This is a genomic window from Longimicrobium sp. (assembly GCF_035474595.1).
Classification (GTDB): Bacteria; Gemmatimonadota; Gemmatimonadetes; order Longimicrobiales; family Longimicrobiaceae; genus Longimicrobium.
Genome location: NZ_DATIND010000155.1, coordinates 194,664 through 209,415, shown reverse-complemented (window position 1 = coordinate 209,415; position 14,752 = coordinate 194,664). Strand labels below are relative to the sequence as shown.

Here is a 14,752-nt window from a genome sequence, read left to right as displayed (position 1 = left end):
GTGGAGACTTTCCGTTGTCCCGATCTACTGCACGCAGTTGCCGTGCGGGTCAGGCTTCGGGTGGTCGACGACCGGGCGGTGGTCGAGGTTGGCGACGTGGGTGGCCAGGTCCGCCACGAAATTCGCCACCTGCGCCATGCGGCCATAGTCGATGTACTGCGGCTCGTCGGTCACCTGGTGGTAGTCCGCGTGCCCGCCGGTGGTGAAGAAGATGATGGGGATGCCGTAGCGCGCGTACTCGTAGTGGTCGCTGCGGCAGTAGATGTTCTGCGGGTGCCCGTTCGCGTCCATCGCGTAGTCGAAGTTGAGGCCGTGGTTCCCCGTGCGGTTCACCGTCTCCGCCAGGTCGCCCAGCTCCGTCGACAGCCGCCGCGAGCCGACGAGCTGCACGTATCCCGGCCCGCCGTGCAGCATCGCGCCGTCCTTGCTCGTCCCCGTCACGTCGTTCGCGCCGCCGCGCCCGATCATGTCCATGTTCAGCTGCGCCACGATGCTCTCGCGGGGCACGGTGGGGTGGTCGGTGTAGTATTCCGAGCCGAACAATCCCTCCTCCTCGCCCACGTGCCAGACGAACAGGAGCGAGCGCTTCGGCCGTGGCCGGCTGGCGAACCACTGCGCGATCTCCAGCACCCCCATCGACCCCGAACCGTCGTCGTCCGCGCCGTTGTAGATGCTGTCCACCCGCGCCGACGCGCCGCCGGTGCGCCGCCGGACCTGGGCCAGCGCGGCGTTCACCTGCGCCTGCTGCGCCTCGGTGAGGTGCGGATCGTCGTCGTCCGCGCCCTGCGCGCGGAAGAGGTGGTTCACGATGTACATCGAGTCGCTCGCCGTCGCCTCGCCCGAGGTGCCGATGTGGTCGTTGTGCGCGCCGATGGCCACGTACTCGCTCCGGAGCGCCGGGTCGCTCCCGCGCAGGATGGCCACCACGTTGCGCGCCGGCGCGGCGGTCGGCCGCTCGGCGAAGCGCGGGCTGCCGGTGACGGTGGCCCCCGCGGCGCCCGGCTGCAGCGTCTCGGGGTCGGCGCCCATCAGCAGCGCCGCCGCGCGCTTCGTGACGTACATGTACGACGGCAGCTCGGGGCCGGGCGCGCCCTGCATCAGCTGCAGCGGCTGGCGGTACAGCGCCAGCGACGCGGGGGTGAGGGCATCCATCCCCACGAACGCGATCCCCGCCGCGCGCCGGTAGCGCCGCGTCAGCTGGATGCGGTTCGCCGTCCCCGGCGGGTCGCCCGCGTACCCCGGGCCCATCCCGATCACCACCAGCTTCCCGGCCACGGCGGCCGAGTCGATCATGTGCGCCGAATCCGTCATCGTCCCGCCCCACACCGCCTGCGCGCCGTCGACCGAGCGCGCGCCGGGGCCGTTGTCGCGCGGCACGTAGTCGGTCCACGCACGCAGCGCGGTGCCGTTCACCCCGAAAGCGGCGCTCTCGTCGATCCCCCGCTCCACCAGGTGGATGTCCTGGAAGAACGTGCCGTTGTCGCCCGCGGGCTCCAGCCCCATCCGCCGCAGCTCGCCCGCGATGTACTCCACCCCCTTGGAGTTTCCGGGCGTGGCGATCAATCGCCCCTGCATCGAGTCGTCGGCGAAGATGTACAGCCGCGTCATCAGGTCCGCCGGTGTGATGGCGGGCGTGGTGGGCCGCGGCGCGTGGGTGCGCGGGCGCGCGAGCACGGCCCAGGGGTCCGCCATCTGCGCGCGCGCGGCAAGGGGTGTCGCGGCCAGCGCCAGGAGCGGAAGGAGCTTCGGCAGGGTGCGTTGCATGGGGATGGAAGATTCGAGGGTTGGGCGCCACGGCGGCGCGACTGGGGAATGGTCGCAACGGCGTACCCGTCCACCCGGCGAAAGATGCGGCGATGGGACGAACCGTTTCTTCGCGGTGCGAACGGCGGGTGCGGCGGGATGAATCGCAGTTAAGATGCGCATCGTCACCCAATCGTTGCGATGAATCGGATGCCGCTCTCCGCAACCCGTCCCCCGATCCGCACAGCCTCGCGCGGTTTGCGAGGCTTCCCGGGGTTGTTGCCGCGATTTCAGTCGCCGGTGTCGCCCGACCCGAAGTCCTTCGGGGGGATGAAGATGCCGAAGCCGCGCGGGCCTGAATCCTGCTCCCCCGTCCCACCGTGTGAACCTGATGACGAGGAGGCGCGAGATGGCACGGCATCCCTACGATCGAGACCACCGCCGCGGGTACGACGGGCACAGCTTCGGGCTGCGGGGCTACCAGATGGACCCGGGGTGGAACTGGGACGAGGGCGGCGACCCCAACTATCGCGGCGGCGAGTACCGCGGCAACCGCATGCAGGGCGACGGGCGGCACATCGCCGCGTACGGCGATCACCGCTTCTTCCACCAGACCGACCTGGGCGGCTACGGCGGGTTCGACGGGCGCTACGACCTGCCGGAAGGATGGTACGACGCCGACGGCTACTACCGCGAGGCGTACGAGCAGCGCGGCGCGCCCCCCGTGGCCGGGCACTGGGTCCCGCGGCCGCCGCCGCAGGGCGGCCCGCGGGGCGGCGGCGTGCGCTACGACCGCGAGTACCTGCGCCAGTACAACGCCTGCTCACCGGGGCTGGAGCACGGCGGGCCGCGGCGCTCCTGGGGCTTCAGCGAGGGCCCCGAGGCCCCGCCGATGCAGGGCCGGGACGCGCGCCACCGCCGCACCGAAGAGCGCCGCTACCCCGGCTATAACGAGGGCGGCTTCGCCGAGGGCAAGTACCCCGGCCCCGGCACCCGCCAGTCCATCCCCACGCAAAAGGGTGGACGGTAGATGAAGAAAGGCCCGCGACTCGATCCAAGTCGCGGGCCTTCTCTCTGGCGGACGATGAGCCGACGCGAGAAAAGACGTCATCCTGAGGCCGGCCACACTGTCCTCTTCCCCCGGACGATGCATGCAGGCCGAAGGATCCATACCGTCCTCGCACGTGAGCCTGTCGTTGGCGCGAACGGCAGGCTCACGCTCATGTTCCGGCGATAGATCCTTCGGCCTGCCGTCGATTGCGCGGCGACGGCTTCAGCATGGCCGGCCTCAGGATGACGATGGCAGGGCCGCAGTCCCGGAGGGACTTGGTGCTGTGGTTGCCCGCCAATTCATTGGCGGGTCAGCGGCGGCCGGCCTCATCGGTTTGCGCGCGACGAGCGGACTCCGGCGCGATCAGCCGTCACCCGACGATCAGTCGTCGCCCATCGTCCGCACCACGGCGGGCGTGGACGCGGCCACCTCTTCGCTGCGGAGAACGGTCGTTTCGCCCTGCTCGCGGCGGGTCTGGAGGAGGTTCTCCAGTTCGCGCTCGCGCAGGTTCAGCGTGTAGCCGGCGCCCACGATCCCCACGCGCAGGTAGCTGAGGGTGAGCGGCGTCCCCGTCTCGCACTCGTCGGCGTTGTCGAAGCGCACGCCGCGCCCGTCCACGAAGGTCACCGACCCGCGCCCGACGACCTCGCCCAGGTGCCCGCGCACCACCATGGCGGTGTCCTCGTCGATCCCCAGCCCCATCAGCTCGGCGTTGCGGGCGATGACCATGAACAGGCGCTGCAGCCGCCGCCGCTGCGTGAAGTGCGTGTCGATCACCGCGCGGAACCCCAGCAGCCCGAAGCCGGGGCCCAGGTGAAGGTCCTGCATCTGCCCGTACTGGTCGGGCTCGCCACCGGCCAGGATGGTCTCGGTGAGCGCCGCCGCCCCCGCGCTGGTGCCGCAGATCACCGCCCCCGCGGTGTACGCCTCGGCCAGCGCGCGCCCCACCTTCGATCCCCCCAGCGTGGTCACCAGGTGCACCTGGTCGCCGCCGCCCAGGAAGATGCCGTCGGCGTCGCGCAGCATCTCCGCCACCTTGGCGTCCTGCGCGCGGTCGCGGCTGTCCACGATGGGGAACTCCACGTGCGTGGCGCCCGCATCGGAAAAGTCCTTCATCCACGCGCGCGCGGACTTCAGCGGGTGCGCCGAGGCGGTGGTCAGCCCCACGATCCGCCCGCCGTCGCGCCCGCCGGCCAGCTCCACGAAGCGGCCGAACGCCTCGCCCGCCGGGTCGCAGGCGCCGCCGATCAGCACCAGCGTGCCGCCGTGCCGGTCGCTCCGCCGCCGGTTGGGCGTGTCCTCACCGCCGCCCGTGCCGTTGCTCCGCTGCCGCTCCATCACGCCTCAACCCCCGTCTCCAGTTCCTGCAGCGAGCGCACGGCCAGCGCCGCCGCCACCTGCGCCGCGGGCGAGGCCTGGCCGTCCAGCTCGCCCCCGTCTTCCGTAGACCCCGCAATCTCCATCACGATCCGCCCGTCGCGCACGAACGCCACCGCGTGCGCCACCCGCATGTCGCGATCCCGCAGGTCGTCGCGGGTGGAGAACACGGCCACGCGGCACCCCGCGTCGCGCGCCATGTCCTGCACCTCCCACTCCCTGGCCGGGCAGATGAAGACGCCGTCGCGCATCACCGCGTCGGCGGGGATGGCCACCAGCCGCCGCGCCAAGTCGTCCTCGCGGTAGCGCTCGGGAACGTCGCCCGGCTCCGCGTCCAGCACCACGGCGATGTGCGAGCGCGAGTACGGCAGCCCCGCGTTCAGGAGATAGGACGGCGCCAGGTCCACCACCAGCTCGTGCTGGCTCAATCCCCGCCGCACCATCTCGTCGCGCGCGCCCGCGCGGTCGCCGCCGCCGGCGATGCCGCACAGCACCGTCTGGTGCAGCGCCGGCACGTCGGGCGACTCGGCGAGCGATGCCAGCTCGGCGAGCGCGAAGTCCACCGCGGCGCGGTCCAGCTCCCCCGCGAAGCCGCGCTGCACCAGCTCCAGCGCCAGCGCGGCGGCGCGCATCCCCACCTCGGCGTGCAGGTGCTCGAAAACCACGGTGTACTCGCCGGGGCGGTCGCCGCCGCGGGCGCGGCCGTAGCCCACGTCGTGCCCGGCCATGGACTGCAGCTCCAGCCCCACGTGCTCGATGATGTGCGGCGCGTAGGTTCCCCGCCGCAGCCGCGTGACGAACCCGCCGCGCTCGCCGATGCTGCAGCGGTGCTCCCACAGCCCGGGAAGTGCGGCCACCAGCGCCTCGGTGAACCCCGCCACGTGCGCCGACGAGATCTCGTCGTACTCGCCCGGGTGCAGGTCGATGCGCGTGACCGGCCGGCGCGACCACAGGTTCGCGCCGCGCACGGAGCGCAGCGACAGCAGGCGGATCTCGGTGTACGGATCGGGACGGCTCATCGGCTTGAGATACGGGCGCGCGGGCGAGTGCGCAAAGGGTGGGCCTCTCCACGCCGGCCATCGACCGGATGGAAAGGGCGAATGGAATTCGCGGCAACAACGGCCCGAAGTCCGCCTTCGCGGACTCGACGCCGCACCATCGTGGCGGCTCCGGGGCGTTGCTGTCTCCTCGATGAGATCTCCCCTCCCCCGATACCGCCTCACCTCACTGAAACCTCGCCGCACCAAACTCCGTTCTTCTCATCTCCCTCGATCCGGGAGATGCGGGTCGAGGGGATGGGGGATGACGGAACAGTGTACGGCGTCCGAGGTTACGATGTATGCGCGATGGACGTCCGTCCTGCTGCATCTGGACGCCTCCCGTGCTCGCACGCAGATTGTCGACAGCGTTTCGCTTCACCGCCTCCCGGTGCCCGCCTTCCGGAGTATCCTGCCATGCCTTCACGCTCCATCAAGACCGTCCCGGTCGTGCTCGCGCTCGCGCTGCTTCCCGCCGCCCGCGCGGCGGCGCAGAACGACGTGGTGAACATCACCCGGCGCGCCAACCCGGCCGTCATCACCCTCCACGCCTTCAACACCTCGGGGCGCGAGATGAGCCTGGGGAGCGGCTTCTACCTCCCCGACGGCCGCATCGCCACCAACCGCCACGTGGTCGAGGGCGCCTCGCGCATCGAGGCGACGACGGCCGACGAGCGGCGCGTGGGCACCGCGCAGTATGCCGAGGCGGTGGGCGGCGTCACCGCCGACCTGGCCATCCTGCCGCGGATCAACACCCCGCCGGCCACCCTGCCGCTGGCGCGCGCCCTTCCCGAGGTGGGCGAGGCCATCGTGGTCATCGGCGCGCCCGAGGGGCTGTCGAACACGGTGTCCACCGGCATCGTCAGCGCCGTGCGGCGGGTGGAGGGGCGCACGTTGCTGCAGATCAGCGCGCCCATCAGCCACGGCTCGTCGGGCGGCCCCGTGCTGAACATGCGCGGCGAGGTGGTGGGCGTGAGCGTGGCCGTGCTGGCCGAGGGGCAGAACCTGAACTTCGCCGTCCCGGTCACCGAGCTCACGCGGCTCACCCAGAACACCCCCGGGCGCATCGCCTTCAACGGCGACCTGCGCTTCGGCGGCGGCGATACCGGCGGCCGCGGCACCACCGGCCGGCGCGACATCAGCGACCTGAACACCGCCTCGCTCCCGCGCATCACCACCGGGCAGTCGGCCGAGGGGCGGCTGACGGCCGCGGACTTCCGCCGGCCGGACGGCTCGTTCGCCGACGCCTACGTCTACACGGGCCGCGCCGGCGAGCGCATCACCGTCACGCTGACCTCCGACGACTTCGACACCTGGCTGGTGGTGGACGACCCCAACGGCCCGATGCGCGAGTACGACGACGACAGCGCCGGTGAGCTGAACTCCACGCTCACCGTCACCCTGCCGCACTCCGGGCAGTTCCTGATCGTGGCCAACTCGGCCACCGAGAACGCCACCGGGCGCTACCGGCTGACGGTGCGCGGCGCGGGCCGCGGCGACGTCGTGGCGGACGACGACGGGGGGCAGGGCGGCCGCGGCGGCTTCGAGGACATCGACATGAGCCGCGCCACCCGCATCACGGCGGGGCAGACGATGAGCGGGCGCCTGACCAGCGCCGACTTCCTGCTGAACGACAACACCTACGTTCACCCGTACGTGTACCAGGGCCGCGCGGGCGAGCGCATCACCGTCACGCTGCGCTCCAACTCGTTCGACTCGTGGCTGGTCGTCCGCGGCCCCGGCGGGTTCGACCAGCACAACGACGACGGCGCGGGCGGCAACGACTCGCAGCTCACGGTCACGCTCCCGCGCAGCGGCCCGTACCTGATCGCCGCCAACACGGTGGGGCAGCGCGACACCGGCCCGTACACCCTCTCGGTGCAGAGCGGCGGCGCCCGCCCCGCCCCGGGGCAGGACGACACCGGCGGGCGCGGCGTCGCCATCACCGACCTGGACTGGCGGCGGCTTCCCGCCATCCAGGCGGGGCAGTCGGTCGCCGGCCGCCTGAGCAGCACCGACGTGCTGCGCGACGACAACACGTACATGGACGGCTACGTGTACCAGGGCCGCGCCGGCGAGCGCATCACCATCACCCTGCAGTCCAGCGCCTTCGACGCGTGGCTGGTGGTGAACGACCCCAACGGCCCGCTGTACGAGCACGACGACGATTCGGGCGGCGGGAACAACTCCTCGCTGACGCTCACGCTGCCGCACTCGGGCCCGTACGTGATCGTGGCGAACTCGGTCTCGCAGGACACCGGCAACTACCTCCTCCGCATCCAGAGCAGCCGCCGGTAGCCCGCGCTCCGGCGCGGAGTACGAGTGTACGGAAGTACGGAATACGATGAACATCGCGCCCGCGGCCGCTCCGGCCGCGGGCGCGATGCTGTCTGCCACTCGGCACTCAGCACTCAGCACTCAGCACTCAGCACTCAGCACTCAGCACTTAGGACTTAGGACTTAGGACTTCCTGCCCCACTTCCGCACTTCCGTACTCCGGCGTGGTACACCCGTTGCTCTACCGCCAAGGCTTACCGACGGGTCAGGAGACAGAACAGACAATGGCATCCGCACCCCCGCTGCCGGCGGTCGACGAGCGCACCGTGGCCGCCGCCCGCGCCGCGCACGAGCTGCCCGTGCAGCGCTTCGTGCAGCCCGACGACGTGACCTGCGGCCCCACCTGCCTGCGGAAGGTCTACTCCTTCTACGGGCTGGACGTGGGGCTCGACGAGGTCATCGCCTCGCTCGAGCGCAACGAGGACGGCGGCACGCTTGCCGTGTTCCTCGGCATCTCCGCGCTGAAGCGGGGACTGCGCGCCCGCATCTACTCGTACGACCTGCGCATCTTCGACCCCACCTGGGCCCGGCTCCCGCACGCCCAGCTGGCGGAGAAGATCCACGCGCGCTTCCCGTACCTGAACGACGCCAAGCGCCTCCGCGCGGCGCAGGCCTATCTCCACTTCCTGGAGCTGGGCGGCGACCTGGCCTTCGAGGAGCTCACCCCGGCGCTGCTGAAGTCCATCATCGACCGCGAGCACCCGATCCTGGCGGGGCTGAGCGCCACCTATCTCTACCGCTACGCCCGCGAGCGCTGGGACCCCATGATCAACCGCCTGGTGGACGACGACGTGCGCGGCGAGCCCACCGGCCACTTCGTGGTGATCAGCGGCTACGAGCAGTGGGGGCGCCGCCTGATCGTCCTCGACCCCTTCGAGCAGATCCCCCCCGAACCGGGCGACGAGGAGAAGCTGGTGGTCGACGCCGACCGGCTGACCAACGCCATCCTGCTGGGCGACGTGACCTACGACGCGGTGCTTCTCGAGGTGTGGCCTGCGGAGGAGCCCCGCGCGTGAGCAGCCGCAGGCGGGTGCTGGTGGTGGTCTCGGACGCGCGCGACGCGGACGGGCTGCCGGGCGAGATGGTGGTGGACGCCGACCGCTACCTGGAAGGCGCGGGCGAGCTCTCCGATCCGCGCGCCACGGTGGTGAACCTCTGCCGCACCACGCGCTACGGGAGCCGCGGCTACTACGTCTCGCTGCTGGCCGACGCGCGCCGCCAGCAGGTGATCCCCACCGTCGACACCAGCGAGGGGCTGCACGAGCCGTACGGGCGCTTCCGCGCGCTCCAGGAGGCGGGCGTGGCCACGATCGACGCGGGGGAGATGAGCGTCCGCCGCCGCGAGCTGGGCCACGTCCACCCCATCCCCTCCGCCCGGCCGGGAGAGGGAGACGAGGAGCCGCGGCACCCCTTCCCCATTCCCGTGATCCGCGGCGGGGACGGGAGATGCCGCCCCGCCGCGCCCGAAGAGCTGGTGGAGACGCTGGTCTACCTGGGCACCTGCGCCGATCCCCGCTTCCAGCGCGCGGCGCTCGCCGTTTACCGCGAGTGGCCGGCGCCGGTGCTGCGGCTGCAGCTGGTGGAGGAAGACGAGGAGTGGAAGGTCACGCAGGTGGCCGCCGTCCCCCCGCACCACCTGGACGTCGACGAGAGAAAGCACCTGGTGCGCGCGCTGGCCGACGAGCAGCGCGTCCTCCGCCGCGGCCGCGAGGCGCCGCGCGAGACGGTGCGCGCCTCCATCGCCGTCCTCGTCGACCCGGGCGACCCGTTCAGCCCCTCGTCGCCCGAGACCATCGATCGGCTGGAGCGGGTGGCGTCGCGGCTGAACGTGCACGTGGCCCGCATCGGGCCGGGCGACATGCGCAAGCTGCCCGAGTACGACGCGCTCTTCATCCGCTCGCTCACCGGCGTCTCCGAGCCCGCCTTCCAGTTCGCCCTGCGGGCCGAGGCGCTGGACATGCCCGTGGTCGACGACCCGCAGTCCATCATCCGCTGCGGCAACAAGGTCTTCCTGGAAGAGCTGCTGCGCCGCGAGGGGATCCCCACGCCGCGCACCCTCATCGTCACCCAGACCACGCCGTGGGCCACGCTGCAGTCGCTCGGCCTCCCCTTCGTCATCAAGCTCCCCGACGGCTCCTTCTCCGCCGCGGTGCACAAGATCACCAGCCGCGACGAGTTCCGGCGCCGCTCGAAGGAGATGTTCGCGCGCTCGCCGCTCCTCATCGCCCAGGAGTTCCTTCCCACCGACTTCGACTGGCGGGTGACGGTGCTGGGCGGGCGGCTCCTCTTCGCCTCGCGCTACTTCATGGCGCGCGGGCACTGGCAGATCCGCACCGAGGTGAAGGGCACCGAGCGCTACGGAAAGGTCGAGGCCGTCCCCCGCGGCCAGGCCCCCGCCGCCGTGGTGGAGACCGCGCTCCGGGCCGCCTCGCTCATCGGCCGGGGGCTGTACGGGGTCGACTTGAAGGAGACGGAGCGCGGGCCGGTGGTGATCGAGATCAACGACAACCCCAACCTCGACGTCGGCTACGAGGACGCGGTGGACGGGAACGTCATCTACGAAGACATCGTGAGCTTCTTCGTGCAGCGCATCGAGGAGGGATCTCCGTCACCGGCGGCGAACGGGGATGGAGACGGAGCCGGGCTGGCTTCCATCCGCCGCCCCGTGCAGGTGAAGGCGCAGGGCGACGGCGGCGCCAGGGGATACCGCGCCTTCGAGGTGGCGGGGATGGAGCTGGAGTACCCCACAGTGGACCGCGACCTGAACGTCGTCTCCCTGGTCGAGCCCGCCTTCCGCATCCTGGCCGGGCGGGGAACGAGCGACGTGCACCTGGGCGCCCTGGGCTTCAGCAACGAGATCGCCGACCACGTCTTCGAGGTGAAGACCACCGCGCCCGTCCGCTCCCTGCGCCAGGCCGAGGAGGTGCTGTACGAGGGCGTGCAGCGCTTCACCGCCGTGCTCCGCGACGAGTTCGACGCGCGGCTGATGCCCACGGGGATGCACCCCTGGTTCGACCCGCGAAAGGGGCGGCTCTGGGCGCGCTCGGGCGGCCGCATCTACGGCACCTACGAGCGCCTGTTCGACGTCCGCACGCACGGCTGGATGAACGTGCAGGCGTCGCACCTCAACCTCCCCTTCGGCAGCGAGCGGGAGACGCTGGCGATGCACACGGCCGCGGCGCTCCTCATCCCCTACCTTCCCGCGCTGGCGGCCAGCACGCCCATGTTCGAGGGCGACCTGCGGCCGCACGCCGACTCGCGGCTGGCGTGGATCCTGGAGCACCAGGCGCGCATCCCCGAGAGCTGCGGCCAGCTCGTTCCCGAATACGTGGAGAGCTTCGGGGATTACCGGAAGAACGTCCTCGGCCCGATGTACGCCGCGCTCGACCGGCTCCCCGGCGACACCTCGGCCATCCGCCACGAGTTCCTGAACGCCCGCGGCGCCGTCTTCAAGTTCTCGCGCCGGGCGATGGAGGTGCGCGTGCTGGACACGCAGGAGTGCGTGCGGATGGACGCCGCCATCGCCGCCTTCGTCCGCGCCGCGCTGAAGGAGATGACCAGGCGGGTGCTGGCGGGGCGCATCGTCCTCCCCCCGCACGAGCTGCTGGTGGAGGACTTCCGCGCCACCATCCGCGACGGCAGCGCCGCCGTGGTGACCGCCCCGCACGTCCCCGTGGAGCGCGACGAGACCGGCCGCACCGACGTCCGCGCCGTCCTGCGCGAGCTCCTGGCCGTCGCGCGCAAGGGCGCGCGCAAGGACGAAGCGCCGTACCTGGAGCTCGTCGCCGGTGTCATCGAGCGCGGCTCCCTCTCCGAGTGCATCCGCTCCGCCCTGCGCCCGTACGAGGAAGGGCCGGACGAAGACTTCACCGAAGCCGCCCGCCGCATCTACATCGAGCTGATGGACTGCCTCGAGGCCAACGAGCCCTGGCGCGGCCGGGGGCTCTGAAATCGGACAAGAATGGACGAGCTTGACACGAAGCTCAACCTCCATCAAGTTTACTTCATCCGACCGCCGGTAGGCCGGCATGCATGCCCGGTCCCTCCCCAAACGTGACATCCCGGGGAGGGATCTCTGTTTTTTCCGCAACCGATCCGGATCAGTCAGAATCGCCCGCGGCGAGTCGTTCCGATGGCGAGCCGCCGCGCGGACCGCGTGACGGCCCGTCATCGCCCTTTCATCCGAATCACCTCCACCGCGGAGGTTCTCCCGATGCAGCAACGACTCGTCCGCATCCTCCCGCTCCTCCTGCTCGCCGCGGCGGTTCCGCCGGCGGCGCGTGCGCAGCAGGCCGCGGCCGACCTCACCGTCATCGTCGCCGACACCACCACGGGGCAGCCGATCGCGGGAGCGAGCGTCACCGCCGGCCGCGCGCGCGGCGAGACCAACGCCCGCGGCGAGGCCGTCTTCCGTGCCGTTCCCGCCGGGCCGGTCACGGTCGAGGCGCGGCGGCTGGGCTACCTTGCCGGCCGCACGCAGGCCACCGTGCAGCCCGGCGCGGCACAGACCGTCTCCGTGGCGCTGGGGCTGGACCCGGTGGTGCTGCGGCGGCTGAACGTCACGGCCGCCACGCTCCCGCGCTCGCCGCTCCTGCGCGACTTCTACATCCGCAAGGCCACCTGGGGAAGCGGCCGCTTCCTCACCCGCGACGACTTCGGCCCCGACGGGCGCGGGCGGATGTCCGACGCCATGCGCCGCATCCCCGGCGTGTACATCACCAGCGACGGCGGGCGGCCGCTGCTGCGCTTCGGCAAGAACGTCCCCGAGATCGTGGGCGGCGAGTGCGAGCCCATCTTCTACCTCGACGGCACCCGCTACGGCCCCGTGAACGACCTGGACCACGAGTTCCAGGGGCTGCTGATCGAGGGCGTGGAGATTTACAACGGCGCGCGCATCCCGCCGCAGTTCAACGGCGCCAACAGCGGGTGCGGGGTGGTGGTGGTCTGGACCCGGCGCACCCTCGCGTCGTAGGCGGAAACGGCGAACGGCGGGATGCGGGCGTGTTGGGCGCCGGGGCGCCCAAACGGGCTGCGCGCGCCGTAGGCAACGATACGGCTGTTGCCAACGGCGCCGGGCCCCCGGCGGGTTCGTCTCCGCCGGGGGCCCGTCTCGTCTTCCGAAGCATTCGCGCCGCCGCCCCGCCGGGTTCCCGGCCCTGCGGGCGCGCATCCCTCACGCAATGGGGCATTTACGCGCACCTCTCGCGTCCGGCGGTGGGCGAACGCGTCCGCGGCCCCTTCCCTCTGCGGCGTATAACGTTACATTCTGTCCCGGAGAGGTTCCCTAACCAGACGGTTTGTATAAGATTGTCTCCACGTCCGCGCACTTGCCCATCCGGTGTGGCGTAACAGGAACATTTCGCTTGCGCCCGGTTATCTTGCGCCGTACGCTTCCGGGATCTGTGCAACCGGCCCTGCCGACCCCGCCCGAACCCGACATGCAGCTCACCTCACGCAGCCGCACACGCAAACCGGCTCCCAACCGGCGGCAGCGCGTCCCTCCGGCCCTCACGCGCGGCATCGAGCGCGTGGACGCCATCTCCATTCTCGACGAAATCCCCGGCGACCTGGGCCTCGTGCTCTGGCGGTCGGTTCGCAACGTGCTGCTCTGGGCCGAGACTCCGCCCACGGGCCGCGCGTCGCTTTTCGCGGGTGACGCCGCCCGCACGCGCCAGCAGGAGCTGGGCGTGATGGACGCCGACCCCGAGCTGCAGGCCCCGCTCTCCATCTTCGCCGACCTCCTCCGCCACCCCGCGCGGGCCGACATGCTGCGCCTGGTGAACGCCTGCCGGCGCGTGGCCGTGTGGGCCGAGTGGCGCGGCGCGCTCCGCACCTCGCTCGAGTTCTCGCAGGCCGCCGCGCTGGTCTCGCCGGACTCGGCGTCGCTCGCGTACGCGGTCGGCCGCGTGGCCCGCCGCCTGGCCGACTACGACCGCGCGGAGAGCTGGTACACGCGCGCGGTGGTGCAGGCGCGCGAGAGCCGCGAGTGGCGCTCGTACGCGTCGGCGCTGGCGGGCATGGGCAACCTGCACATGCAGCGGGGCAACTACCCCGCCGCCAAGCGCGCGCACCTGCGCTGCCTGAACGCCGCCGAGCGCCACCACGTCCCCGACCTCGTCGGCGCCGCCTACCACAACCTGTTCAGCGCGGAAGTGGAAATGCAGGCGGGGCTGGAGGTCGACACCCTCGCAGCCCGCGCGCTGGAAGCATATGGATCGAACACCACGGCCATTCAGCGACTGGCGCACGACGTGGCGCACCACTGGAACCTTCGGGGTCAGTTCCAGGGCGCGTTGAATGTGGCGCTCGCATTGGAGCCGGTGGTAGACGACCCCTCCGTCCGACCCATCATTCAGAGTCTGATCGCCCGCGCCGCGGGGGGGGTTGGCGACCGGACGAAGTACGATGCCGCGGTCAGCCATGCGGATGAGCTGCTCAGCAACCCCGCCGTTCCCGAAGAGCTGGCGGCGCGCACGCTCCTGGGACTCGCGCATGGCGCGCTGAACCTGGGCGACATGCGCGCCGCGGCCGGTTATGCCGACGAGGCGGTGTCGATCGCCCGCAAGCGGGCGGAGGGGCGTGTCGTCCTTGAAGCCGAAGCCGTGCTCGAAGCGGCCACCCGGCATGCGGCCGCTCGGCGGATGGCAGCCACAGCAAAGGTGCCGGCGGCGCCCGCGCTCGCGGCCGATATTGTCCGGGTGCTCACCTCTGGCAAACTGGAGATGGTGGCCGCCTGAAGCGTCAGTGACCGCTGCCGATGGTTCCCCCGCTGCGGCTCGTCGTATCGGTGGCATCCCCGTCGCGGGCGGTGGTAGCCGGGGTCCGGCGGCTGGAATCCACGGAGGTCGGGCTCTGGCTGCAGGCAACGGCGCTGGCGAGGACAAGCGCGAACAGAACGGCGAACCGGATCTTCATCTGTACTTCCTGTAGTGATTTGGGGGAGGCGTCGCGGGAGATGACCGCGCATGCGGCGGAAACTATCCCCCAGATGGACGGAGAGGTCGGACATCAGCACCCGTAAATCGATATTTTCCCGCCACATTGGTCCATCTGCACCACTCTGGTGCTGCAGTTCATCCCGCAATTCCAGCTTTTCATCCCACTGAGCCATCCTTGAAGGCGTCTTAGGCCCGGACCGGTTCTCTCCGGGCTGGCGCGGACGCGGGTGCGCGCGGCAGCTTTTCGCCTTTCGCCGCGAGCTTCGCGC

General features: G+C 71.3%; 10 protein-coding genes. 6 read left to right on the top strand and 4 right to left on the bottom strand.

The window, feature by feature from the left end; all coding sequences use genetic code 11:
• Positions 1–24: 24 nt before the first annotated feature.
• Entirely contained in the window at positions 25–1,764 is a 1,740-nt protein-coding gene (locus VLK66_RS27255) for a M28 family peptidase (RefSeq protein WP_325312674.1), read from the bottom strand.
• 388 nt (positions 1,765–2,152) lie between these two features.
• Here VLK66_RS27255 and VLK66_RS27250 point away from each other — a divergent pair, with 388 nt between their 5' ends.
• The gene (locus VLK66_RS27250; protein ID WP_325312673.1) at positions 2,153–2,773 is read left to right on the top strand and encodes a hypothetical protein; all 621 of its coding nucleotides are present in this window, start codon (positions 2,153–2,155) and stop codon (positions 2,771–2,773) included.
• Positions 2,774–3,175: 402 nt separating this feature from the next.
• Here VLK66_RS27250 and VLK66_RS27245 read toward each other — a convergent pair whose 3' ends face one another.
• Positions 3,176–4,132 carry a cyanophycinase gene (locus VLK66_RS27245; RefSeq protein WP_325312672.1) on the bottom strand — a complete coding sequence of 319 codons (957 nt, stop codon included), beginning with the start codon at positions 4,130–4,132 and terminating at the stop codon, positions 3,176–3,178.
• Positions 4,132–5,190: a cyanophycin synthetase family protein gene (locus tag VLK66_RS27240; protein WP_325312671.1), complete on the bottom strand. Its 1,059-nt coding sequence runs from the start codon at positions 5,188–5,190 to the stop codon at positions 4,132–4,134. The genes VLK66_RS27245 and VLK66_RS27240 overlap by 1 nt, the downstream gene beginning before the upstream one ends.
• 435 nt (positions 5,191–5,625) lie before the next feature.
• Between VLK66_RS27240 and VLK66_RS27235 the strand changes: the two genes are divergently transcribed.
• The 5 genes from VLK66_RS27235 to VLK66_RS27215 all read left to right on the top strand — a co-directional run bounded on the left by VLK66_RS27235 (position 5,626) and on the right by VLK66_RS27215 (position 14,282).
• On the top strand, positions 5,626–7,506 hold the full coding sequence (locus tag VLK66_RS27235; RefSeq protein ID WP_325312670.1) for a trypsin-like peptidase domain-containing protein: 1,881 nt from the start codon (positions 5,626–5,628) through the stop codon (positions 7,504–7,506).
• Between the two features lie 263 nt (positions 7,507–7,769).
• Positions 7,770–8,561: a hypothetical protein gene (locus tag VLK66_RS27230; protein WP_325312669.1), complete on the top strand. Its 792-nt coding sequence runs from the start codon at positions 7,770–7,772 to the stop codon at positions 8,559–8,561.
• On the top strand, positions 8,558–11,494 hold the full coding sequence (locus VLK66_RS27225; RefSeq protein WP_325312668.1) for a glutamate-cysteine ligase family protein: 2,937 nt from the start codon (positions 8,558–8,560) through the stop codon (positions 11,492–11,494). Before VLK66_RS27230 ends, VLK66_RS27225 begins: the two co-directional genes overlap by 4 nt.
• Positions 11,495–11,758: 264 nt before the next feature.
• A complete protein-coding gene (locus tag VLK66_RS27220; protein WP_325312667.1) occupies positions 11,759–12,517 on the top strand; it encodes a carboxypeptidase-like regulatory domain-containing protein in 759 nt (252 codons plus the stop codon).
• Positions 12,518–12,983: 466 nt separating this feature from the next.
• Positions 12,984–14,282: a tetratricopeptide repeat protein gene (locus tag VLK66_RS27215; RefSeq protein WP_325312666.1), complete on the top strand. Its 1,299-nt coding sequence runs from the start codon at positions 12,984–12,986 to the stop codon at positions 14,280–14,282.
• A gap of 4 nt (positions 14,283–14,286) precedes the next feature.
• Here the strand turns inward: VLK66_RS27215 and VLK66_RS27210 are convergent, their stop codons facing one another.
• Positions 14,287–14,460: a hypothetical protein gene (locus VLK66_RS27210; protein WP_325312665.1), complete on the bottom strand. Its 174-nt coding sequence runs from the start codon at positions 14,458–14,460 to the stop codon at positions 14,287–14,289.
• Positions 14,461–14,752 lie beyond the last annotated feature (292 nt).

Coding starts and splice junctions, on each gene's coding strand:
- VLK66_RS27230 (WP_325312669.1), top strand. CDS start 7,770: ATGGCATCCGCACCCCCGCTGCCGGCGGTCGACGAGCGCACCGTGGCC.
- VLK66_RS27250 (WP_325312673.1), top strand. CDS start 2,153: ATGGCACGGCATCCCTACGATCGAGACCACCGCCGCGGGTACGACGGG.
- VLK66_RS27220 (WP_325312667.1), top strand. CDS start 11,759: ATGCAGCAACGACTCGTCCGCATCCTCCCGCTCCTCCTGCTCGCCGCG.
- VLK66_RS27245 (WP_325312672.1), bottom strand. CDS start 4,132: ATGGAGCGGCAGCGGAGCAACGGCACGGGCGGCGGTGAGGACACGCCC.
- VLK66_RS27210 (WP_325312665.1), bottom strand. CDS start 14,460: ATGAAGATCCGGTTCGCCGTTCTGTTCGCGCTTGTCCTCGCCAGCGCC.
- VLK66_RS27255 (WP_325312674.1), bottom strand. CDS start 1,764: ATGCAACGCACCCTGCCGAAGCTCCTTCCGCTCCTGGCGCTGGCCGCG.
- VLK66_RS27235 (WP_325312670.1), top strand. CDS start 5,626: ATGCCTTCACGCTCCATCAAGACCGTCCCGGTCGTGCTCGCGCTCGCG.
- VLK66_RS27215 (WP_325312666.1), top strand. CDS start 12,984: ATGCAGCTCACCTCACGCAGCCGCACACGCAAACCGGCTCCCAACCGG.
- VLK66_RS27240 (WP_325312671.1), bottom strand. CDS start 5,190: ATGAGCCGTCCCGATCCGTACACCGAGATCCGCCTGCTGTCGCTGCGC.